At 66.1% G+C, this 22,984-nt stretch carries 15 protein-coding genes and 2 pseudogenes; 10 read left to right on the plus strand and 7 right to left on the minus strand.

Features of this window, described 5'->3' with window-relative positions:
* Nucleotides 1-36 precede the first annotated feature (36 nt).
* Both glgX and ACCQ09_RS02100 read left to right on the plus strand, forming a co-directional pair.
* Nucleotides 37-2,199: a glycogen debranching protein GlgX gene (gene glgX / locus ACCQ09_RS02095; RefSeq protein WP_011035667.1), complete on the plus strand. Its 2,163-nt coding sequence runs from the start codon at nt 37-39 to the stop codon at nt 2,197-2,199.
* Between the two features lie 16 nt (nt 2,200-2,215).
* Nucleotides 2,216-2,848: an NAD(P)H-binding protein gene (locus ACCQ09_RS02100; protein ID WP_014509260.1), complete on the plus strand. Its 633-nt coding sequence runs from the start codon at nt 2,216-2,218 to the stop codon at nt 2,846-2,848.
* 682 nt (nt 2,849-3,530) lie between these two features.
* Here ACCQ09_RS02100 and ACCQ09_RS02105 read toward each other — a convergent pair.
* Complete coding sequence (locus ACCQ09_RS02105; protein WP_014509259.1) at nt 3,531-4,289, minus strand: SDR family NAD(P)-dependent oxidoreductase; 759 nt, start codon at nt 4,287-4,289, stop codon at nt 3,531-3,533.
* A 329-nt stretch (nt 4,290-4,618) separates the two neighbouring features.
* Here ACCQ09_RS02105 and ACCQ09_RS02110 point away from each other — a divergent pair, with 329 nt between their 5' ends.
* Both ACCQ09_RS02110 and ACCQ09_RS02115 read left to right on the plus strand, forming a co-directional pair.
* Nucleotides 4,619-6,028 carry an FAD/NAD(P)-binding protein gene (locus tag ACCQ09_RS02110; protein WP_040940470.1) on the plus strand — a complete coding sequence of 470 codons (1,410 nt, stop codon included), beginning with the start codon at nt 4,619-4,621 and terminating at the stop codon, nt 6,026-6,028.
* 322 nt (nt 6,029-6,350) lie between these two features.
* Nucleotides 6,351-6,782, plus strand: a pseudogene (locus tag ACCQ09_RS02115) (VirK family protein).
* Nucleotides 6,783-6,984: 202 nt separating this feature from the next.
* On the opposite strand, the gene ACCQ09_RS02120 reads toward ACCQ09_RS02115, so the two are convergent.
* Nucleotides 6,985-8,448: an efflux transporter outer membrane subunit gene (locus ACCQ09_RS02120; protein WP_228428419.1), complete on the minus strand. Its 1,464-nt coding sequence runs from the start codon at nt 8,446-8,448 to the stop codon at nt 6,985-6,987.
* A gap of 100 nt (nt 8,449-8,548) precedes the next feature.
* On the opposite strand from ACCQ09_RS02120, the gene ACCQ09_RS02125 reads away from it, so the two are divergent.
* The 5 genes from ACCQ09_RS02125 to ACCQ09_RS02145 all read left to right on the plus strand — a co-directional run bounded on the left by ACCQ09_RS02125 (nt 8,549) and on the right by ACCQ09_RS02145 (nt 14,939).
* Nucleotides 8,549-9,166, plus strand: a complete 618-nt coding sequence (locus ACCQ09_RS02125; RefSeq protein ID WP_228428418.1) for a TetR/AcrR family transcriptional regulator — start codon at nt 8,549-8,551, stop codon at nt 9,164-9,166.
* A gap of 75 nt (nt 9,167-9,241) precedes the next feature.
* On the plus strand, nt 9,242-10,390 hold the full coding sequence (locus ACCQ09_RS02130; RefSeq protein WP_228428417.1) for an efflux RND transporter periplasmic adaptor subunit: 1,149 nt from the start codon (nt 9,242-9,244) through the stop codon (nt 10,388-10,390).
* On the plus strand, nt 10,387-13,485 hold the full coding sequence (locus ACCQ09_RS02135) for an efflux RND transporter permease subunit (RefSeq protein ID WP_040940474.1): 3,099 nt from the start codon (nt 10,387-10,389) through the stop codon (nt 13,483-13,485). The genes ACCQ09_RS02130 and ACCQ09_RS02135 overlap by 4 nt, the downstream gene beginning before the upstream one ends.
* Before the next feature lie 15 nt (nt 13,486-13,500).
* The gene (locus tag ACCQ09_RS02140) at nt 13,501-14,424 is read left to right on the plus strand and encodes an oxidoreductase (protein WP_209261063.1); all 924 of its coding nucleotides are present in this window, start codon (nt 13,501-13,503) and stop codon (nt 14,422-14,424) included.
* 179 nt (nt 14,425-14,603) lie between these two features.
* Complete coding sequence (locus ACCQ09_RS02145) at nt 14,604-14,939, plus strand: DUF6172 family protein (protein WP_014509250.1); 336 nt, start codon at nt 14,604-14,606, stop codon at nt 14,937-14,939.
* A 436-nt stretch (nt 14,940-15,375) separates the two neighbouring features.
* Here ACCQ09_RS02145 and ACCQ09_RS02150 read toward each other — a convergent pair whose 3' ends face one another.
* Nucleotides 15,376-16,668 (minus strand): DEAD/DEAH box helicase, encoded by a 1,293-nt coding sequence (locus tag ACCQ09_RS02150; protein ID WP_043921996.1) that lies wholly within the window; start codon nt 16,666-16,668, stop codon nt 15,376-15,378.
* A 1,572-nt stretch (nt 16,669-18,240) separates the two neighbouring features.
* Here ACCQ09_RS02150 and ACCQ09_RS02155 point away from each other — a divergent pair.
* Nucleotides 18,241-18,872, plus strand: a pseudogene (locus tag ACCQ09_RS02155) (IS5 family transposase); the annotation flags it as partial.
* Between the two features lie 2 nt (nt 18,873-18,874).
* Here the strand turns inward: ACCQ09_RS02155 and ACCQ09_RS02160 are convergent.
* Genes ACCQ09_RS02160 through pdhA form a run of 4 tightly spaced genes read right to left on the minus strand, consistent with a single transcriptional unit; the run spans nt 18,875 to nt 22,874 of the window.
* A complete protein-coding gene (locus ACCQ09_RS02160; protein ID WP_228428416.1) occupies nt 18,875-20,341 on the minus strand; it encodes a dihydrolipoamide acetyltransferase family protein in 1,467 nt (488 codons plus the stop codon).
* Complete coding sequence (locus ACCQ09_RS02165; RefSeq protein WP_040940478.1) at nt 20,338-20,721, minus strand: SH3 domain-containing protein; 384 nt, start codon at nt 20,719-20,721, stop codon at nt 20,338-20,340. Before ACCQ09_RS02165 ends, ACCQ09_RS02160 begins: the two co-directional genes overlap by 4 nt.
* 1 nt (nt 20,722) lies before the next feature.
* The gene (locus tag ACCQ09_RS02170; protein WP_012437174.1) at nt 20,723-21,793 is read right to left on the minus strand and encodes an alpha-ketoacid dehydrogenase subunit beta; all 1,071 of its coding nucleotides are present in this window, start codon (nt 21,791-21,793) and stop codon (nt 20,723-20,725) included.
* Nucleotides 21,786-22,874: a pyruvate dehydrogenase (acetyl-transferring) E1 component subunit alpha gene (gene pdhA, locus ACCQ09_RS02175; RefSeq protein ID WP_014509244.1), complete on the minus strand. Its 1,089-nt coding sequence runs from the start codon at nt 22,872-22,874 to the stop codon at nt 21,786-21,788. The genes ACCQ09_RS02170 and pdhA overlap by 8 nt, the downstream gene beginning before the upstream one ends.
* Between the last annotated feature and the right edge of the window lie 110 nt (nt 22,875-22,984).

Genomic DNA, 22,984 nt, shown 5'->3' on the forward strand with positions numbered 1-22,984 from the left:
TCCCGTATTCGTTCACCGCGTTCTAAGGAGTCACCGATGGCCACTCGCAAGTTCACCCAGCGCTCGCGCATTCGCGAAGGCCGTCCCAATCCACTCGGTGCCACCTGGGATGGCCTGGGCGTCAATTTCGCGCTGTATTCGCGCAACGCCACCCGCGTGGAGCTGTGCCTGTTCGATGAGCGCGGCCGCGAGCAGGAACGCATTCCGCTGCCCGAATACACCGACGAGGTCTGGCACGGTTATCTGCCCGACGCGCGCCCGGGCCAGCTCTACGGCTACCGCGTGCATGGCCCGTACGCACCCGATGCCGGGCACCGCTTCAACCACAATAAATTGCTGCTGGACCCGTATGCCAAGCAGATCGTGGGCGAGCTCAAATGGGCGCCGCATCTGTTCGGCTACACCATCGGTCATCGCGACAAGGACCTGAGTTTTGACCGCCGCGACAGCGCCGCGTTCATGCCCAAGTCCGCAGTGATCGACCCGGCCTTTACCTGGGGCCAGGACCGCCCGCCGCAGACCCCGTGGAACCGCACGGTGATCTACGAGGCGCATGTGCGCGGCCTGAGCATGCTGCACCCGGCCGTGCCACCGGAAAACCGCGGCACGTTCTCGGCACTGAAGACCGACGAGTTGATCGACCACATCAGTTCACTCGGCGTCACTGCGGTCGAATTGCTGCCCGTGCATGCCTTTGTCGATGACCAGTACCTGCTGGAAAAAGGCCTGCGCAATTACTGGGGCTACAACACGCTGGGCTTTTTCGCGCCGCAGGGCCGTTACATGTCCACGCGCACGGTGGCCGAGTTCAAGCAGATGGTGGCGCGGCTGCATCACGCAGGGCTCGAAGTGCTGCTGGATGTGGTCTACAACCACACCGCCGAAGGCAACGAGCTCGGGCCGACGCTGTCGTTCAAGGGCATCGACAACGCCAGCTATTACCGCCTGGCCGACGATCGCCGTTTCTACATCAACGACACCGGCACCGGAAACACCTTCGACCTCACCAACGTTGGCGCGCTGCGCATGGTGATGGATTCGCTGCGTTACTGGGTGCAGGAAATGCATGTCGACGGGTTCCGCTTCGACCTGGCCAGCATCCTCGGCCGCGAGCGCTACGGGTTCGATCCTTCGGGCAGCTTCCTGGATGCCGTGCGCCAGGATCCGGTGCTCAGCCAGACCAAGCTGATCGCCGAGCCATGGGACATCGGCCCCGGCGGTTATCAGGTGGGCAATTTCCCGCCAGGCTGGGTGGAGTGGAACGACAAATTCCGCGACAACGTGCGTGCGTTCTGGCGTGGCGATGGCGGCCAGCTGGCAGAACTGGCCACGCGCCTCACCGGGTCGGCGGACCTGTTCAACCACAGCGGCCGCCGCCCCACCGCGTCGGTGAATTTCGTCACCGCGCATGACGGCTTCACCTTGCGCGATCTGGTCAGCTACGAAGGCAAGCACAACCTCGCCAACGGCGAAGACGGCCGCGATGGCAGCGATCACAACATCTCCGCCAACTACGGCGCCGAAGGCGAGACCGACAACCCCGCCATCAAGCAGCTGCGGCGGCAACAGATGCGCAACCTGCTGGCCACCTTGCTGCTCTCGCAGGGCACGCCGATGTTGCTGGCCGGCGATGAATTTGGGCATAGCCAGAACGGCAACAACAACGCGTATTGCCAGGACAACGAGCTGACCTGGATCGACTGGACTGCGGCCACCAAAGCCGCCGCCGCCGATCAGGCCGCCTTCGTTCGCCGCCTGATCCGCATCCGTCAGCGGTACCCGTTGCTGCATCGCGCACGCTTCTTCGACGGCAAGTTCGATGAAGCACTGGGCCTGAAGGATCTGACCTGGCTGGCGCCCAACGGCAACGAGATGGACGAAGCCGCCTGGCACGACCCCGAAGCGCGTGCGCTGATGCTGCGCCTGGACGGCCGCTCGCCGACCACCGGCCTGCGCGAGATCGCCGCCAACGTGACGCTGCTGATGCTGATCAATGCCGCGCCCACCAGCGTCGCGTTCACGCTGCCGGCGATGCACGACGAACATTGGCGCGTGCTGGTGGACACCGCACGTCATGGCGGCCGCGTGGTCGCCGGTGGCAGCGAATGGAAGGCACCGGCGCATTCGCTCACCTTGCTGGCGGTGGAGCGTGACCGTATCGCCAGCAGCGCCCGGATCGTGTCGGAAGGCGCCCGCTGATGGCGGGGGCGCACTGATGGACGTGTTGTTGGCCGGGGCGACCGGTCTGGTCGGAAAGCATGTCCTGCAGCAATTGCTGGCCGATGCGCGTTGCACCGGCGTGGTGGCGATCACGCGTCGGCCGTTGACGCAGATCCACCCCAAGCTGCGCAACCAGGTGATCGACTTCGAACGCCTGGACAGCTGGACCGCACCGCACATGGAAGCGGCCATCTGCGCGCTGGGCAGCACCATGAAACAGGCCGGCTCGCGCGAGGCGTTTTATCGCATCGACCATGACTACCCGATGGCGATCGCGCGCGCCGCCTGCGCGCAAGGCACCTCAGTGTTCGTGCTCAACTCGGCAGCCGGCGCCAATGCCGATTCGCGGATCTTCTACAACCGCGTCAAAGGCGAGCTGGAACGCGATCTGCGCGCCGTGGGATTCCCTTCGCTGACCTTCGTGCGCCCAGGCCTGATCGGCGGCGAACGCGAAGAGCGCCGCACTGGCGAGCACCTCGGCAGCCTGGTGCTCGGCGCCCTCGGCCCGATCCTGCCACGCCGCTTGCGCATCAACCCGGCCGACCGCATCGCCGCCGCCATGGTCAGTGCCGCGCTGGCACCGGCGCGCGGCGAGCACAGCGTTGGCGCCGCGGAGCTGGCTGGTTGAGCGTGCGGCGGCGCCAGCGACAGGCACCCGTAGGAGCGCGCTCGCGCGCGATGAAGCGTTACCGGTGAAGCCTCATCGCGCGCAAGCACGCTCCTACAAATTCTCGTGCAGAGCAGTTCCAGCGCAAGTACGCGCAGGCCCTTGCCCACGCGGTAATGGCACGCCACACAGCACGCTGCACATCATCCGCCGCATGCGAACCCCGCGCGTCGTAGGAGCGCGCTCGTGCGCGATGGGCTTTACCGGTAACGCTTCATCGCGCGCAAGCGCGCTCTACAAATTCTCGTGCAGAGCAGTTCCAGCGCAAGTACGCGCAGGCCCTTGCCGACGCTGTAATGGCACGCCACACAGCACGCTGCACATCATCCGCCGCATGCGAACCCCGCGCGTCGTAGGAGCGCGCTCGTGCGCGATGGGCTTTACCGGTAACGCCTCATCGCGCGCAAGCGCGCTCCTACGACTCCGCGCGCAGAAGAAATCTCGTGCACGCATGCGCTGCCTAGGCTGTATCGCACGCCAGATCAAAGCGCCCAAGATCTGCAGCCATACGCAGCCCGCTGTCTGTAGGAGCGTGCTTGCGCGCGATGAGGCATCACCGATAACGCCTCATCGCGCGCAAGCGCGCTCCTACCAGACCGTCGAAAAAAGTGGTTCAAAACACGCAGTCACACACACCACTCCCTCACACCCCCAACGACTGGCCACCATCCACCGCCAGCACCTGCCCGGTGATCCAGCGTGCCTGTGGCGATGCCAGGAAGAGCGCGGCGTCGGCAACATGCTGCACCTGCCCGAAGCCGCCGAACGGAATGCTGTCGCGGATGCGTGCATACAACGCAGGTTCGTCGCGGCTGCGTTGTTCCCACAGCCCGCCGGGGAATTCGATCGAGCCGGGTGCGATCGCGTTGACGCGGATGCGGTCGCGCGCCAGCTCGGCGGCCAGCGTGGTGGTGTAGTAGTTGAGCGCGGCTTTGGCGGTGGAATAGGCGATCGCGCGCGGGGTGGGGCGCTGGCCGTTGATCGAGCTGATGTTGAGGATCACCGCATCGCCACTCTGGCGCAGATACGGCACTGCGGCGCGGTTACAGCGCACCGCGGCCATCAGGTCGACATCCAGGCCGGCTTGCCAGCTTTCGTCGTCATTGCCGTGCCCGTAGCCGGAGGCGTTGTTGACCACCACGTCCAGGCCGCCCAATGCCTGTGCAGCGGCATGCACATAGCGCTCGATCTGCGCGGCGTCGGCCAGGTCGCAGGCAAACGTATGCACCGACGCTCCGTGCGCTGCGAGCTGGGCAGCGGCATCTGCCAGGCCGTTGGGATTGCGTGCGCACAGCGAGACCTGCGCGCCGCTGTGGACAAAGGCCTGCGCAATTGCCAGGCCGATCCCGCGGCTGCCGCCGGCGATCAGCACGCGTTGGGGTTGTGGGGGAGGTGTGGACATGGCGGCACTCGCATTGGTAAAGCCGCATTATCGATCACCGCCATGCCAGCCACTGTGCACTTACGGCGCTGCGGCGGGCAGCAACCGCGCGGTGTCATTCTGCGCAGCACGGCGCTGCACTGCGATTGGCGCGGCATGACGCAGCACCTTTCCCAGGCCGTGCCCGCTGTCATCTGAATGCAACCCGTCGCGCGTGACCCGCGCAGCGCAATCCTCATCACCATGCGGCATGTGCTCATGCGCAACCGCATGCGCGCCGCTAACCATTTGTTTACACACCGCCGCAGCGCTGCGGGCACAACGTGCAGGTCTTCGAGCGGGAACTGCACATGGAAACCCACATCACGGTCATCGGCGCCGGCTTCTGCGGCAGTGCGCTGGTGCGCGCATTGGCGCAGGGCGCCGACGCGCAAGTACGCATCACGCTGGTGGGTGTGGCCGAGACCTTCGGCAGCGGCATCGCCTACGGCGCTGCACGGCCGGAGCATCTGCTCAACGTGCGTGCCAAGGACCTGGGCATCGATGCCCAGGCACCGGCAGCCTTTGCCGACACGCTGCACCTGGACGAATCGGGACGGCTGGAATTTCTGCCGCGGCTGGCCTATGGCGACTATCTGCGTAGCGAGCTGGATACGGCAGTCGGCGCGGCGCAGGCGTCGATCGTGCGGTTGTCGCAGGAAGCGGTGGCGGTGGAGCGCGCGCGGCGGGGTTTTCGTGTGTTCCTGGCCAATGGCGATGCGTTCCAGACCGACCAGGTGGTGCTCGCGGTGGGCGCGTTGCAGCCGCAGGCACTGGCCGGCATCGGGCCGCGTTTGAGCGTGCACCCGCGCTACATCGGCTGGCCGTGGCAGGGCGATGCGTTGTCGCGGTTGTCCCCCGACGATGACGTGCTGATCGTTGGTACCGGCCTGACCATGGTGGACGTGGCGCTGAGCTTGCACGCACGTGGCCACCGCGGCCGCCTGCTGGCGATCTCGCGGCGCGGCCTGGCACCGCAGGCGCATCTGCGCCAGCCGAGTGCGGCATTGGAGCTACCGCCGCATCTGCAACGGGCCATCAAGGATGCCGATCTGCGTGCCCTGTTGCGTGGCGTGCGCCAACTGAGCGTGGTGGTGGACGATTGGCGGCGCGTGGTGGATGCGTTGCGCCCGCATCTGCAGCCGCTCTGGCAACGTTTGGAGCTGGGCCAACGCGCGCGCTTTTTGCGCCATTTGCGCCCGTATTGGGAAGTGGCGCGGCACCGCGTGGCACCAGGTGCGGCCGACCAATTGGCGCAGCTACAAGACAGCGGGCAGCTGCAGGTGGTGGCGGCGCGGTTGTTGCGTGCGCGCTGGGTGCCGGACGGTGTGGAAGCGGTGATCCGTCCACGCGGGGGCGCCGATGCGCAGACCCGCCGTTTCGATGCGGTGGTGCGCGCCACCGGGCTGGATACCGACATCGACCGCACCAGCGACCCCTTGATCGCCGGCATGCGCGAAGCCGGCTTGCTGCGGGCAGATCCGCTTGGCCTGGGCGTGGATACCGACCCGCAACTGCGCGTGCGCGATGGCGCCGGCCAGGTGGTGCCGGGGCTGTATTGCGTGGGGCCGCTGCTGCGCGGGCGCTATTGGGAAATCACTGCGGTGCCGGAATTGCGTGTGGCCACGCGCGCGTTGGCCGAGCGCTTGCTGCAGGGCGCAACGCCTGCGTTACAGCCGCAACCCGACGCCACACCGCGCGAGGTCAACGCAAGGCCATAAGGTGTGGGCCGGCTGCCGCCACGCGCGTGCAGTGAGATGTCAGGCGGATCACTGTTGGCAGTCATGACAGCGGTGCGATGCGGCAAGGGTGGGCATGGCAGTCGTCAGTAGGCTCGCAACGCATGCACAGCCTCTGCGCGCATGGGTATAGCCGGCGATGTGGATCGGTTGCGCACTTCTGCGCAGCCGTCGCCAAACAGCGCAAACATGCCGCGTGATGCGTAGCGCACTGCACTGCTGCAGACAGCACTGGGTCACGTTGTGGGCCCTGGATTGCCTAGAGTCCAGGCCGCTTCATTCCCCTGTCTGCCTGGAGCTTGCCATGTTTCGTCCCGCATCTATCGCCGTGACCGCCGCGCTGTGCGCCTGCGCGCTGCCCGCCCTCGCCAGTGAAACCCTCAACAGCCGCACCGACGTGCTTGCCGCACTGTAAGCCGGCTACGACGTCAGCGTGAGCACGGACCTGAGCCGCTGCACACCGGAAGAGGGCACGCCGGTGAGCCGCACGCGTGGCGGCCGCCATATCGATGCGTATCGCATCACCGACGACGGCAACGTGGCCTTCTCCGGCGCGCACTTCACCGTGGCCAACGACGGCAAGCCGATCCAGCAGTTCATGCGTTATCAGCTGCGCCCGGATGGCAGCGTGCGTTTCACCACTTACATGTACGACCTGCCCGGTCTGCAGCAGCGCGGCCCGGTACTGGCGTATCAGTGCGCGTTCAATGAGGGTGCGCGTTTCCACGCGGATTGAAGCGCTCGCGCGTGCTGCTAAAAAGGCGCGCTGGTTTGGTGAACTGCTGCAAGCAGGCGCCTTTGCGCCGCGCACGGAGCACGACCGCTAACGCGTGCTCCGCTACCACGCTGCCACGCTGCAGCTTCAGCCTGCACGCAACCACAGCCGCAGTCACCGGCAGCGCTGTCGCCCTGCACGGCCCGTGACCGAACGCACACCCTCAGTGCTGCGCGGGTTCCTGCACCGCCACTGCGGTGGCGGGCGTGCTCTCCCAGCCGCCGCCCAGCGCCTTGAACGCGGCTACCGCGCTGCGGGCCGCCTCGGTCTGCGCCTGCAGTTGCGCATCGGAGGTGCGCAGCAAGGCGTCGTCGGCGTTGAGGACTTCGATCAGGCTGACCACGCCCTTCTCGTAGGCTGCGGCGGAGGCGCCGCGTGCCTTGCCCAGCGCGTCCACGCCTTGTGCCAGCACGGTGGCCTGCTGCTCGCGTTTGACCAGCGCGGTGAGCGCGTTTTCCACATCTTCGGTAGCGCGGAGCACGGCAAGCCGATAGGCGGCCAGCTGTTCGGCTTCCTGGCCCTTGGCCTGTGCGATCTGCGCGTTGATGCGGCCGAAATCGAACAGCCGCCAGCGCAGCCCGAGCACGCCGGCCGATTGCGCGGCGTCGCCGGTGAACAGGTTGGCGCCGGAGATGGCGGTGGCACTGCCGATCAATCCACTCAGCGAGAATTTGGGGTAGTACTCGGCCATGGCCACGCCGATGCGCGCGTTGGCCGCGGCCAGCCGGCGCTCGGCCACGATCAGGTCCGGCCGCCGCCGCAACAGGTCCCCCGGCGAGGCGGCGCCGGTCACCTGCGGGGCGGTCGGGATCGGCGTGCTGGCCGCCAGCTCGGCCCGGTGGGTGCCGGGCGTGGCGCCCAGCATCACGTCCAGGGCGTTCATCGCGGCGGTCAGCGCGGTTTCCAGCGCGGGCACGCCGGCCTGGGCCTGGGTCAGCGCGCCCTGCGCCTGATGCACCTGCAGGTCGGCTGCCAGGCCCTTGCCCTGCAGCAGCGTCACCATGGCGGGCAGCTGCTGTTGGGTGGCGACCTGGCGCTGGGCCACCGCCAGCCGTGCCTGCAGGCCGCGGATGCTGATGTAGGTGTCGGCGGTCTGCGCCGCCACCGCCAACCGCGTGGCGGCAGCACCGGCAGCGCTGGCCTGGTAATCGGCCAGTGCCGCCTGGCGGCCACGGCGCAGCCCGCCGAACACATCGATCTCCCAGCTGGCATTGGCGGTGGCTTCGTAGACGCTGGCATAGCGGTCGAAGTCAGGGGTGTTGCGCAGCACCTGCCCCAACGGGGTTTCCAGCGACTGGTAGGCGCGGGTGGCCTGGCCATTGATGCTTCCGGAGGGCAGCAGGGCGGCGTTGGCCGCGCCCAGCCCCGCGCGCGCCTGGGTCACGCGCGCGGCGGCCTGGGCCAGGTCCAGGTTCTGCGCCAGCGCCGCTGTGACATACCGGTCCAGGGCCGGGTCGCCAAAGCCGGCCCACCAGCGCGACAGATCGACCGGGGCAGCGGCACTGCGCTGCTCGGCGGCGTCCTGGGCCAAGTAACGGTCCGGCAGAGGGGCGTCGGGGCGAGCGTACTCGGGGCCGACCGCGCAGCCGGCAAGGCTGGCGGCAAGCAGCACGGTGAGGGTGCGCAAAGAAGGGCATGGCGGGGCCGGTCCGGCAGTGGAAGTGTGGTGACTATAATGCGAATCGGTCACTTTTGTATGTCCTGCGTCGGAGCGTTAAGCTGTGCGCATGAGCAAAGCATCCAGTTACCCCGTGTCGGGCCGCGGCCCGGCCGACCATGACGTGCGCGACCAGATCGTCAACGCCGCCACCGAGCATTTCAGCCGCTACGGGTACGAGAAGACCGCCGTCTCGGACCTGGCCAAATCCATCGGTTTCTCCAAGGCGTACATCTACAAGTTCTTCGAATCCAAGCAGGCCATCGGCGAGATGATCTGCAGCAACTGCCTGCGCCAGATCGAGGACGAGGTGCGCGCCGCCGTGGACGAAACCGACTCGCCACCGGAGAAATTACGCCGGATGTTCAAGGTGATCGTGGAGGCGAGCCTCCGGCTGTTCTTCCAGGATCGCAAGCTGTATGAGATTGCCGCCTCGGCGGCTACCGAGCGCTGGCAGTCGGTGGTGGCCTACGAAGAGCGGGTGCAGACGCTGCTGCAGGAGATCCTGCAACAGGGCCGCCAGGGCGGCGATTTCGAGCGCAAGACCCCGCTGGATGAAGCCACCCGGGCGCTCTACGTACTGATCCGCCCGTACACCAATCCGTTGCTGATGCAGCACAGCCTGGACGTTATCGACGAGGTTCCCGGGCTGTTGTCGGGGCTGGTGTTGCGCAGCCTGTCGCCTTAATGTGTTCGTGACTATTGACTGATTTGGTCACAAGTACCAAGATGCGAGCCATCCTTGAACTCCACTGGAACTCGCATGCGTCGGCGCCGTCTTGTTGTTGCATCCCTGCTGTGTGTGCTGCCGCTGGCGTTGGCCGGCTGTGGCGACAAGACCCCGCCTGATCCGCGCACCGCTACGCCGCTGGTGCGGGTGGCGACGGTGGGCGACGCCAGTTCGGCGGCGCGCAGCTTTTCCGGCACGGTGGCGGCGCGGGTCCAGAGCGACCTGGGCTTCCGCGTCTCCGGCAAGGTGTCCGAGCGCCTGGTCGATGCCGGGCAGCGGGTAACCCGCGGCCAGCCGCTGCTGCGGATCGATCCGGTCGATCTCAAGCTCGCTGCCCAGGCGCAGCAGGAAGCGGTGACTGCCGCGCGGGCGCGGGCGCAGCAGGCAGGCGAGGACGAAGCGCGCTACCGCGACCTGCGCGGTACCGGCGCCATTTCGGCCTCGGCCTACGACCAGATCAAGGCCGCCGCCGATGCCGCCAAGGCACAGCCGAGCGCGGCGCAGGCGCAGGCCGATGTGGCGCGCAACGCCAACCGCTACACCGACCTGGTGGCCGACGCCGACGGCGTGGTGATGGAAACGCTGGTCGAGCCGGGCCAGGTGGTTGCGGCCGGGCAGCCGGTGGTGCGGCTGGCGCACGCCGGCCCGCGCGAAGCGGTGATCCAGCTGCCGGAAACCCTGCGCCCGCAGGTCGGCTCGGTGGCCCAAGCCACGCTGTTCGGCAACGCCGCCGTCACCGTGCCGGCCACCTTGCGCCAGCTGTCCGAGAGCGCCGACCGGCTCACCCGCACCTTCGAGGCACGCTATGTGCTGGACGGCGCGCTCGCACAGGCACCGCTCGGCACCACGGTCAGCGTGCGCGTCCCCGGCGGCACCGCCTCCGGGAACCAGGCCGGCCTGCAGGTACCGCTGGCCGCGCTGTTCGACGCCGGCAAGGGGCCGGGCGTGTGGGTGATTGCCGGCAACCCGACCAGGGTGAGCTGGCGGCCGGTGATGGTGCTGGGCCTGGACGATGACCACGCCAACGTGGCCGGCAAGTTGGCACGCGGCGAGCGCATCGTGGCGTTGGGGGCGCATCTGTTGCGCGAAGGCGAGCAGGTACGCATTGCCGGCGAAGGCGTGGCCGGTAGCAGCGCGGCCACTGCTGGCAGCACCGCCAAGGCGGCAGGAGCGCAGCCGTGAGCGAGGGCCGGTTCAATCTCTCGGCGCTTGCCGTGCGCGAGCGCTCCATCACGCTGTTTCTGATCTTCCTGATCTCGCTGGCCGGCCTGGTGGCGTTTCTCAAGCTCGGTCGTGCCGAGGACCCGGCATTCACCATCAAGGTGATGACGATCGTGACCGCCTGGCCCGGTGCCACGCCGCAGGAAATGCAGGACCAGGTGGCCGAGAAACTCGAAAAGCGCATGCAGGAATTGCGCTGGTACGACCGTACCGAAACCTACACGCGCCCGGGTCTTGCGTTTACGACGCTGACCTTGATGGACAGTACCCCGCCTGGGGAGGTGCAGGAGCAGTTCTATCAGGCGCGCAAGAAGGCCGGCGATGAAGTGGCCAACTTGCCGGCCGGCGTGATCGGGCCGCTGATCAACGACGAATATGCCGACGTCACCTCTGCGCTGTTCGCGCTCAAGGCAAAGGGCGAGCCGCAGCGCTTGCTGGCACGCGATGCCGAGACCCTGCGCCAGCGCATCCTGCACGTGCCGGGCGTCAAGAAGGTCAACATCATCGGCGAGCAACCCGAGCGCATCTTTGTCGAGTTCTCGCATGAGCGTCTGGCCACGCTGGGGGTCAGTCCGCAGGACGTGTTTGCCGCACTCAACGCGCAAAACGCGTTGAATGCGGCCGGCTCGGTGGAAACGCGCGGGCCACAGGTGTTCATTCGCCTGGATGGTGCGCTCGATAGCCTGCAGAAGATCCGCGACACCCCGTTGGTCGTGCAGGGCCGCACGCTGAAATTGTCCGATATCGCCACCGTCAAACGCGGCTACGAAGATCCGTCCACCTTCATGATCCGCAGCGGCGGCGAACCGGCGTTGTTGCTGGGCATCATCATGCGCGATGGCTGGAATGGCCTGGATCTGGGCAAATCGCTCGACGCCGAAGTGGGGGCGATCAATGCCGAACTGCCGCTGGGCATGCGTCTGAGCAAGGTCACCGACCAGGCCGTCAACATCGATGCGTCGGTCGGCGAGTTCATGACCAAGTTTTTCGTCGCGTTGCTGGTGGTGATGCTGGTGTGCTTCGTCAGCATGGGCTGGCGCGTGGGCATCGTGGTGGCGGCAGCCGTGCCGCTGACGCTGGCAGCAGTGTTCGTGGTGATGCTGGCGACTGGCAAGAATTTCGACCGAATCACGCTGGGCTCGCTGATCCTGGCGCTGGGCTTGCTGGTCGACGACGCCATCATCGCCATCGAGATGATGGTGGTGAAAATGGAAGAAGGCTATAGCCGCGTTGCCGCCTCGGCGTATGCCTGGAGCCACACCGCCGCACCGATGTTGTCCGGCACCCTGGTCACCGCGGTGGGCTTCATGCCGAACGGATTTGCTGCGTCCACGGCCGGCGAATACACCAGCAACATGTTCTGGATCGTGGGCATTGCGTTGATCGTGTCGTGGGTGGTGGCGGTGGTGTTCACGCCGTATCTGGGCGCGAAGATGCTTCCCGACCTGAAGAAAGTCGAAGGCGGCCACGCAGCGATTTACAACACGCCGCGCTACAACCGCTTCCGCCAGGCGCTGGGTCGCGTCATTGCCCGCAAGTGGCTGGTCGCAGGGTCCGTGGTGGGGCTGTTCGTGCTGGCGGTCGTGGGCATGGGCATGGTCAAGAAGCAGTTCTTCCCGATCTCCGACCGGCCCGAAGTGCTGGTGGAAGTGCAGCTGCCGTACGGCACCTCGATCAACCAGACCAGCACGGCGGCCGCCAAGGTGGAAGCCTGGCTGTCCAAGCAGAAGGAAGCAAAGATCGTGACCGCCTACATCGGTCAGGGCGCGCCGCGCTTTTTCCTGGCGATGGGTCCGGAACTGCCGGACCCCTCGTTCGCCAAGATCGTGGTGCGCACCGACGACCAGCACGAGCGCGATGCGCTGAAGCTGCGCTTGCGTGAGGCGATCGCGCAAGGCCTGGCACCGGAAGCGCGCGTGCGCGTGACGCAATTGACCTTCGGCCCGTATTCGAAGTTTCCGGTCGCCTACCGGGTGAGCGGCCCGGACCCGACGGTGCTGCGCGGCATCGCTGCGCAAGTCATGCAGGTGATGCAGGACAGCCCGATGCTGCGCACCGTCAATACCGACTGGGGCGTGCGCACACCGACCCTGCATTTCAGCCTGGACCAGGATCGCTTGCAGGCGGTGGGGCTGACCTCGGCCGCGGTCGCCCAGCAGTTGCAGTTCCTGCTCAGCGGCGTGCCGATCACGCTGGTGCGCGAGGATATCCGCAGTGTGCAGGTGGTGGCGCGGTCGGCCGGCGATACTCGTCTGGATCCGGCACGCATCGCCGACTTCACCCTGGCCGGCGGCAACGGCCAACGCGTCCCGCTGTCGCAGGTAGGTAAGGTGGATGTGCGCATGGAAGAGCCGGTCATGCGGCGCCGCGATCGCGTGCCGACCATCACGGTGGGCGGCGATGTCGACGACACGCTGCAGCCGCCGGATGTCTCGGCTGCGATCACCAGGCAGCTGCAGCCGATCATCGACAAACTGCCCAGCGGATATCAGATCAAGGAGGCCGGCTCCATCGAGGAGTCCGGCAAGGCCACCGCCGCGATGCTGCCGCTGTTCCCCATCATGCTGGCGGCCACGTTGCTCATCATCATCCTGCAGGTGCGCTCGATCTCGGCGATGGTGATGGTGTTTCTGACCAGCCCGCTCGGCCTGATCGGCGTGGTGCCGACCTTGATCCTGTTCCAGCAGCCGTTCGGCATCAATGCGCTGGTGGGATTGATTGCGCTGTCGGGCATCCTGATGCGCAACACGCTGATCCTGATCGGACAGATCCATCACAACGAAGCCGAGGGTCTGGATCCGTTCCATGCGTTGGTGGAAGCCACCGTGCAGCGTGCGCGTCCGGTGATTCTGACGGCACTGGCGGCGATCCTGGCATTCATTCCACTCACCCATTCCGTGTTCTGGGGCACCTTGGCCTACACGCTGATCGGTGGCACGTTGGCCGGCACCGTGTTGACCCTGGTGTTCCTGCCGGCGATGTATTCGATCTGGTTCAAGATCCGGCCCGATCCCGGCAAAGGGAATAACGCACCGGACATTGCCCGGCCTGCATGAAGCACTTCTGCGACCGTGGCCACAGTGCCGTCGCAGCGCAATGTCGTGCGCCATCGTCACCACCTTCCGAACGCATGCCCTGCAGGCCGCACGCGTATCGCCGATGTCTTTCTCTTGATTGAAGGAACCGCAATGCAACAGCAGACCGTTGTGCTGATCACGGGCGTGTCGTCCGGCATTGGCCGTGCCGCCGCAGAACACTTCGCCCGAGCCGGCTGCCTCGTTTACGGCAGCGTGCGTCACCTGGCCGGTGCCACACCGTTGACGGCCGTGGAGCTGGTGGAAATGGATATCCGCGATGCCGCATCGGTGCAGCGTGCGGTCGATGGCATCGTCGCCCGCGCGGGCCGCATCGATGTGCTGGTCAACAACGCAGGCACCAATCTTGTCGGTGCCATTGAAGAAACCAGCGTCGACGAAGCGGCCGCATTATTCGACATCAACCTACTCGGCATCCTGCGCACCGTGCAGGCCGTGCTGCCGCACATGCGTGCACGCGGCCAGGGCCGCATCGTCAATGTCAGCTCGGTGCTGGGGTTCCTGCCGGCGCCGTACATGGGCGTGTATGCCGCCTCCAAACATGCGGTGGAAGGGCTGTCGGAAACGCTGGATCACGAACTGCGTCAATTCGGCATTCGCGTGACGCTGGTGGAGCCTGCGTATACGAAAACCAGCCTGGGCAGCAATTCGCCGGTGGTTCAGGCCACCATTGCCGATTACGACCGCGAGCGTGGCGTGGTGGCGCGGGCAGTCACGCACAGTATCGACACCGCGCCGGAACCGCATGGCGTGGCCGCCACCGTGGTGGAGGCGGCGCTGGGCAGGTGGCGCATGCGCCGCACACCCGCCGGGCAGGCATCGCTGCTGAGCAAGCTGCGCCGGTTCCTGCCCGCCAGCGCGGTGGACGGCAGCCTGCGCAAGCAGCTCGGGCTGCGGTGAGATGCGTCAGGGTGTCGATGCGGCCGGGAACGCAGGGGTTGGGCCGTACGGCGCGATTGCGTCAGTCCAGGCGCGCATGCCGCCATTTGGCGGTTCTGCAGCACCACTTGATGCTGGATTCACCGAGGATGCCGCCTTGGCCTCACAATAGGCGGCCAGTCCCCACCACCGATGTCGCCATGCGCAAGACCTACCAGCTCAACCTCGAAGGCAAGAACCGCGATCGTCTGCTGGAATCCAGCAAGCACGATATCCGCAAGTACATCCGCCGCGAGCGCCGCAAGGAGCTGCCGGCTGGCGCGGACTACTGGGACTTCGAGATGCGCTTCGGTGTGGATGAAGCCAGTGCCGTGGCACTGCCGCCGGCCGAGCTGATCCGCTCGATCAACGCACTCGTCGCCGACGGTGGCGAGCAGTTCTTCGTCGAAATCCTGCGCAAGCCGGGCAAGCGCACGCCACGCGCGCAGAACGATCATGCGTTCGGTGATGGCGAACTGGATTTCGAGCAGGATTGAGGTGTGATCGTCGTCCCGTCGGCGGCGCACCGCTGCGGGACGAGCAGTTGCTGGCGGATTGTCGACCGCATCGCATGGACGAGCCAGGCCTCGCGCGTTGCGGATGGCAACTGGCAGGGGTGCAGGAGGCCTGCGGTGACTTGACGCTGGCGAGCGTCCTTATTGGCGAAGCGACGGGGACGCTGCCATCGGCCAACCCTCCTGGTGCTTGGTAGCGGACACTTACCGCTCGGACGCAGCGGTTCGAGCGGGCCGTGGCTGGCCGACGCTGTTGCGCCAGCGCGTTTTTGCTGGGCGGTTGCGGCTTACGCATGCTGTGCGCGTTCGGTTACCAAGGCCGGCGGTTGCCAGGCCAGCCCGCGCTGCAGTGCGGCGGTGTGGGCGCAGTCATCACGCACCGGTGCTAGGACTGCTCGCGCCGGTACGTTCGCTACTTTCAGCCCGGCTTGCCAGCCTGCGCCTGCGCCGCGGCACGTAATTTGTCCTTCTTGCTCGGCCGCTTGCCCTTGATGCCGCCGTTGTCATCCGCTGCACGCGCCGCTGCGCCGGACGCATGGTCGGGGGCAGGCGCCTGGACCGGAGTTGGCTCGAACCCTTCGATCACGCTGGTCGGCACGCGCAGGCCCTGGCGTTTTTCGATCAGCCGCCACTGCTGGGCGCTGTCTGCCGTGACGAAGCTGATCGCCACGCCGCTGGCACCGGCGCGTGCGGTGCGGCCGATGCGGTGGGTGTAGTCGACAGTGGAGCGGGGCAGGTCGTAATTGAGCACGGCCGGCAAGGCGTCGATGTCGATGCCGCGCCCGGCCAGGTCGGTGGCCACCAGCACCTGCACGTCCGCCTGTTTGAAGGCGCGCAGCGTGCGTTCGCGGCGGCCCTGGCTCAATTCGCCGTGCAGCGGCAAGGCGGCGATGCCGGTCTTGCTCAGTTTCTCGGCAACCTTGTCGGCGCCGTGGCGGCTGGCGACGAAGACCAGCAGTTGCGGCCATCCGTGTTCCAGCAGCAGGTGGCGCAGCAGCTGCGTACGTTGGCCGGCATCCACTGCGATGGCGCGTTGCGCGATCGCCGGTGCCTGTTCGGGCGTGGCGCCGAGGGTGATGCGCAACGGATCGCGCAGGCGACGCTTGGCCAGCGACGCGATGGCGGCTGGGAAGGTGGCCGAGACCAGCACGCTTTGCCGCTGCGCCGGCAGCAAGGCCAGGATGCGATCGAGCTCGGCGCCAAAGCCCAGGTCCAGCAGGCGATCGGCCTCGTCCAGCACCAGCGTCCTTACCTGCGACAAGCGCAGTGCATTGTGCGCCACCAGGTCCAGCAGCCGCCCCGGGGGGGCGATGACGATGTCCGCGCCACCGCGCAGCGCTATCAGTTGCGGGTTGATGGCCTCACCGCCGGTGGCGGCGACGATCTTCAGTCGTCGCGGCAAGGCGGCGGCCAGCGACAGCAGGGTCTGCGCGACTTGCGCGACCAGCTCACGTGTCGGTACCAGGATCAGCCCGCCCAGCACGCGCGGCGCCTGTTCCGGCGCCTGCAGGCGCTGCTGCAGCAGCGGCAAGGCATACGCCAGGGTCTTGCCCGAGCCGGTCTGCGCGGTGGCGATCAGGTCGCGTCCGGCCAGCATCGGCGGAATCATCGCGACCTGGATCGGCGTGAGCGTACGCACACCGGCCCTGGCGAGCGCGGACTCGAACACGGGCTGTAGCTGTAGCGACAGCAAATCTGCTTTCAGTGACATCGCGCGATTATCCGCGCATTGTCGACGGCGTGCATGCCGAAACGAAGTGCAGGTGCGCTAGCCGCGCATGGCGCTCCACGGCGCCGCCAAGCGGCAGTGGCAACAACCGGTGTGTCGACCCGAGGTGTGCTGCGCCCAATGCGACTTCGCCTTGGCCGTGGCCCGGTCTCCCGGGGTGGGTCAGGCTATGGGGAGCGTGCGCCTGTGACCCGGGTGTTTCCCACGGAAAGCGCCAGAAGTGGCGAAAAATCTGAAGATCCACGCGCGACTCTCCGGAACGAGGCGACATCGCGCACTCTCAGGACTCAATGTTCAGACCTTCCCTAGCGCAGCGTTGCTCAAGCGGTCCGAATTGATGAAGACCTTCCGGAGATGCACACGGACGATGCAATGCTTCGCCTATGGGCAATACGTTCTAACTGCGCGCGTTGTTTGACTGGCGATGAATGCTAGGTAGAAATTCTTGTTTCTAAAAGTGGTGGTATCACGTTATGGAAGCAAAGATTGCCGACGGCAGGGTCCACTTCATGCGCAGAGGCGACTTCCTGCGCGCAGAGGCAAATGCACCAGTGCAGAGTCGTGGGCGACGGCACGGTGCTACTGCCAGTCGGCGCCGAAAAAACGCGTTGTTGCAGAAGCGACAACGCAGGCACATAACGCGCTTTCCAGTTAAAGGGATGTAGCGAGGCCGCTTTATCCGTTCAAGGTGTGGTCGCCATCGCGACTTGTCAGCGTGGCTGTGGGCAGCCTGCCGGCTTGCCAATGGCATGTATGCGCCGAGTGGCACACTCTTTTGCGGTGGTCGCCATTTGCAAAGAGTGGAATATCACCTTTGCTTAAGTTGATGCAATCATCTGTAAATTTCGCTTCTCGCAACAAATATTCCTGGTGCAAAAAGAAAAGAATCTAAACATGGAGGAATATTGACGTTGCGGCGTCATACTGAGGTGAAAATTGTATTTCTTATTGGCGCTGCAATAAGCCTTAATCGTGGAGATTTTTTTACCTGACAAGTCCGATTCGTGGCGCATCAAGCAGTAGCTATAACTACTCCCATGAAAGCAATCCAGAAAGCTCGCCACCGCAGCAGGGACAACCTTCGAATCCACCTCCGTCTGCTCAGTTCAGCGGTCTGCAACACATGAGTAGTCGCCATCGTCGGCGTGGAGAGCTCTTAAATGTCAGATTCTCGACAGAGGAGCCCACTGTTCACGATTTGCCTCGCGAGGATCGAAAGCCTGGTATTGTGCTGAGTGATGACACTGCACTTAGTTACAGAGCAGGCCAGCTCTACGCTACGTATCCGCGAGGTCTTCCCAGCGATGTCAAGAGGTCTACTAAGAGAGATCCAAAACTATATGCTGCATACAAAGACTTATTAAAAAATAATGGTTATAAAGGTTAGAAATTAAAGATAAACCTGTCTTAGCCGGGCCGACAAATTGTCGGCCCGGTCGCATACGCGTTCCAATATTGCAGCGCGGTCTGAGTTATAAGGCGTTTGGCTAAGGAGCCTCTGAACAAGGCGCCACAGATACACGAAATTGCCCGCCTCATGTTGATGAGTGATCCATGCAACTGATGTTCAGTGACACCGAGAGCCTGGGCAAGCGCAAGCAGACCCGGCACGAGATCTTCCTGGCCGAGATGGAGCAGGTCGTTGCGTGGCAGAAACTGCTCGGGCTGATCGCGCCGCACTATCCGGCGTCGGGGCGGCCAGGGCGGCAGCCCTACGCACTGGCGACGATATTGCGGATCATCTGCTGCAGCAGGGGTATGCGTTGAGCGATCCTGCGAGGGAAGAAGCGCTGCACGAGATTCCGACCTTGCGGCGATTTGCCCAGCTCGGTGGGTTGGACGACATTCTCGACGAGACCACGATTCTCAACTTTCGACGCTTGCTGGAGGCCCATGGTGTTGCTGGAAGCGGTCAACGCGCCTCTGAGGCGCAAGGGCCAGAGTCTACGTCCCGGGACGATCGTCGATGCGACGCGGATCGCTGCGCCCGGTTCGACCAAAAGCGCCGATCACGCGCGCGACCCTGAGATGCATCACGCCGAGAGGGCAAGCAGTGGTATCTCGGGATGAAGGCGCACATCGGCGTGAATGAGTGTTCCGGGCCGGTGCAGCATGTGCATCGGACAGCGGCCAATGTTGCCGCTGTCACGGTGACGCACATCGTGCTACATGGCAAAAAAGACAGTGCTCAGTTGGCCAACGCCAGATCGTCCAGCAAGGCGCGCAGGAAACGCGCCGCTTCGCCGCCGGTGGCGGCGCGGTGGTCGAAGGTCAGCGACAGCGGCATCACCTTGTGCGTTTCCACCCCGCCCATCACCGGGGTGAGCTGGTAGCGCGCACGGCCGGCGGCGACGATCGCCACGCACGGCGGCACCACCACCGGTGTGGCGTAGCGGCCTGCAAACATGCCGAAGTTGGACAGCGAGATGGTGTAGCCGCTCAGCTCGGAGGCGGCGATGCTGCGGCTTTCCACTTGCTGGCGCAGGCGGTTGATGCTTTCGCGGATGCCGTGCGCGTCCAGCATGTCGGCGTTGCGCAGTGCCGGCACGAACAGGCCTTCTTCGGTGTCCACCGCAATGCCGATGTCCACCTGCGGGTGCAGCGTGCGGCTCAGCGCCTCGCCGTCGAACCAGGCGTTGAGCGCGGGCACGGCCTGGCAGGCGCGCACGATGCCGCGCACCAGGCGCACGGTGACGTCGTTGCCGGGTTGCCAGGCGTGCAGGTCGGCGTCGTCGTTGAGCGTGGTGGGCACCACCTTGCTGTGCGCATCGGCCATCACGCGTGCCATGTTGCGGCGCACGCCCTTGAGCTGTTCGGGCTGGCCCTTGACCAGGGTGCCCGGCGATTGCGTGCGCATCGGCTTGCCGCTGGCCGACAGCGTGGAGCGCGCCTGGTCGGCGGTGCGCGTGGTGTTGCTGGCCTGCGGCAACGTCGTGCCGGCTGCGGCCGGGCGCTGCCCATGATCACCGCCAAGGCTTGCCGCCGCTGCGCCGCCGATTGGTGCGATCACTGCGCCGCGCACGGCCTGCGCCGTGCCTGCCGCAGCCGCCTGCTTCACGTCCGCCAGCGTCACCGTGCCATCCGGGCCGGTGGCGCGCACCTGGGTCAGGTCCACGCGCAACTTGCGTGCGAGCGCGCGCACCACCGGCATGGCGCGCACGCCGCCTACGGCGATGGCCTGCTCGCTCTGCACGGCGTTGGAGCTCTGCATCGCGCCGACCACGGTGCCCGCATCGTCGCGGCCACCGTCGCTGTCGGCATCGGCAATCTCGCCACCCTCATCGGAGGCCACCACGCGGGTGGTGGGGCCGGCCGCGCTTTCGCCAGTGCTCGGGGTCGGCGCTGCGGCAGGCGCGCCATGGCCATGCCCGTGGCCGGTGTCCTGGCCGTTCGCACGCTGCGGCTGCGAGGCATCCAGCGCGAACTGCGCCAGCACCGCACCGGTGGTGATCACATCGCCGGCCGCGCCGGCGAGCTTGACCACGGTGCCGGAGAACGGCGAGGGCACTTCGACCACCGCCTTGGCGGTCTCCATCGACACCAACGGGTCGTCCAGGCGTACGGGGTCGCCCTCCTTGACGAACCACTCGACGATGGTGGCGTCGGGCAGGCCTTCGCCCAGGTCAGGCAGGTGGAAATTCTTGGCTTCGCTCATGGCAGGTTCTCTTGCGCCGTCTGCAGCTGCGGCGTGGTGTCGTCGAGGAGTTCGAGGTCGGCGGCCGGCAGCCAGCCCTGCGTGCCATCGGCACGCTCGGACCACCACCAACCCCCGTGTTCGTAATGCAGCAGCACGTGCTCGCCCTGGTGGGCATCGAGCTCGCGTGCATCGTAATCACGCAGCGCTTCGGCCAGACCGTCGCCCAGCGGGCGCAGCCAGGCCACCGGCGCCCAGCCGGCATGGCCTTCGCCGGTGTTCACCCAGGCAAACGCCGGCCATTCTTCATCGCGCACTCCAATGGCGACCTGCTGGCCGGCATGGAAGCGGATCGGGTTGGCGTAGGCGGCGCGGTAGTCGCAAAGCAGGCGGGCGCGCATGTCAGCCGGCAGCCACCGCGCGGCGGGCGGCGGTGACGATGCGCTCCACGCTGGGCAGGAACTTCATCTCCAGCCGGAACAGCGGGATGTGCGTGTCGTAGCCGGTCACCCGTTCCACCGGGGCGAGCAGGTCATACATCGATTTTTCGGCAAGCTGCGCAGCAATCTCCGCACCGAAACCGGCAGTGCGCGGGGCTTCCTGCACGATCACGCAGCGGCCGGTCTTGGCCACCGATTCGGCAATGGTGTCGAAATCCAGCGGGCGCAGCGTGGCCACGTCGATGACTTCGGCGCTGATGCCTTCGCTGGCCAGTTTGTCGGCTGCTTCCAGCGCTTCCTTCACCTGCGCGCCCCAGGTCACCAGGGTGACGTCGGTGCCGTCGCGCAGCACGAAGCAGACATCCAGCGGCAGCGCTTCGCCGTCATTGGCCACCACTTCCTTGTACTGGCGGTAGATGCGCTTGGGCTCCATGTAGATCACCGGATCCGGGTCGCGGATCGCGGCCAGCAACAGGCCGTAGGCACGCTGCGGCGAGGACGGCAGCACCACACGCAAACCGGGCACATTGGTGAAGATGGCTTCGTTGGCCTCGCTGTGATGTTCCGGTGCGCGGATGCCGCCGCCCCACGGCACGCGCAGCACCATCGGGCAATGCAGGCGGCCACGGGTGCGGTTGCGCAGGCGTGCGGCGTGGCAGATCAGGTGATCGACCATGGGATACACGAAGCCGTCGAACTGCGCTTCGGCCACCGGCTTCATGCCTTGCGCGGCCAGGCCGACGCTCAGCCCGGCGATGGTGGTTTCATCCAGCGGGGTGTCGAGCACGCGCGCGCTGCCGAAGCGTTGCTGCAGGCCGGCGGTGGCGCGGAACACGCCGCCGTTGACGCCCACGTCCTCGCCCAGCACCAGCACCGCGGGGTCGTGTTCCAGCTCCCAGGCCAGCGCCTGGGTGATGGCTTCGATCAGGGTGATGGGCGAACTCATGGCAATCTCTCCGCGCGTGGCAGCGGCGTTGTAAGGGGCACTGGCCTGCTGTGAGCCGGCGAGCTGTGCGTGGTTGAGCTCATCCATGACGGGCCTCCAGGGCGATGACCTCGGCGCGCTGGGCCAGCAGTTCGGCCGGCGGGTCGCCGTACAGATAATCGAACATCGCTTCCACCGGCTGCACCGGGGTATTGAGGTACGCATTGACCTCTTCGTCGATGCGCGCGCCGCACTCGGCCTTCCAGGCTTCTTCCTGCGCCTCGTCCCACAGACCTTGCGCGGTGAGATAGCGGCGCAGGCGCAGCATCGGTTCGCGTGCCCAGGCCTGCTTCACTTCGTCCTCGCCACGGTAGCGGCGAGCGTCGTCGGCGGTGGTGTGGTCGGTGAGGCGATAGGTGAGGAATTCGATCACGGTGCCGCCATCGCCGGCCAGGGCGCGCGCACGTGCCTGGCGCATGGCTTCGAGCACGGCGATGAGGTCGTTACCGTCCACCTGCAGGCAATGCAGGCCGCCGGCCAGGCCCTTCTGTGCCAGCGTCTGCGCACCGGTCTGCGCCGAGCGCGGCACCGAGATCGCCCAGCCGTTGTTGATCACGCACAGGATCAGCGGCAGCTTGTAAGCACCGGCCGAGTTGAGCGCGGCGTAGAAGTCGGTCTTGGAGCTGCCGCCATCGCCGCAGCACGCCACCGCCACCTGCGCCTTGCCCTGCAGCTTGAACGACAGCGCCGAGCCGGCCGCGTGCAGGCATTGGGTGGAGATCGGCACGCAGATCGGGAAGTCGATCGCCGCATCGGCATCGCGCGGGTAGTCGCTGCCGCGCTCGTCGCCGCCCCAGTACAGCAGCACATCGCGTGGACGCACGCCGCGTTCGAACATGGTGCCGTATTCACGGTAGCTGGGCGCGAACACATCGCCGCTGCGCATCGAGGCACCGATGCCCACATGGGTGGCCTCGTGGCCCAGGCTGGCGGCGTAGGTGCCGAGCTTGCCGGTGCGCTGCAGCGCGATCGACTTGCTGTCGAAGGTGCGCACGAACAGCATGCGCTTGAACAGGGCGAGCAACTGTTGCGGGTTGGCGGCGTCGGCCGGCAGATCGTCGCGGACCAGTTGGCCGTCCGCGTCCATGTATTGCAGATATTCGATTTCGAACTGCGCGGCTACGCTCATTGCGGCGACACCTTCATCAAGAAGTTTCAAATGATATGAGTTGCGATGTTAAGGACGGCGAAGCAAAAAGCTGTCCTGCACCGCAGCACACAATGATGCTGGGTTGCACA

It is taken from the genome of Xanthomonas sp. NCPPB 2586, from assembly GCF_041475775.2.
GTDB lineage: Bacteria > Pseudomonadota > Gammaproteobacteria > Xanthomonadales > Xanthomonadaceae > Xanthomonas > Xanthomonas campestris.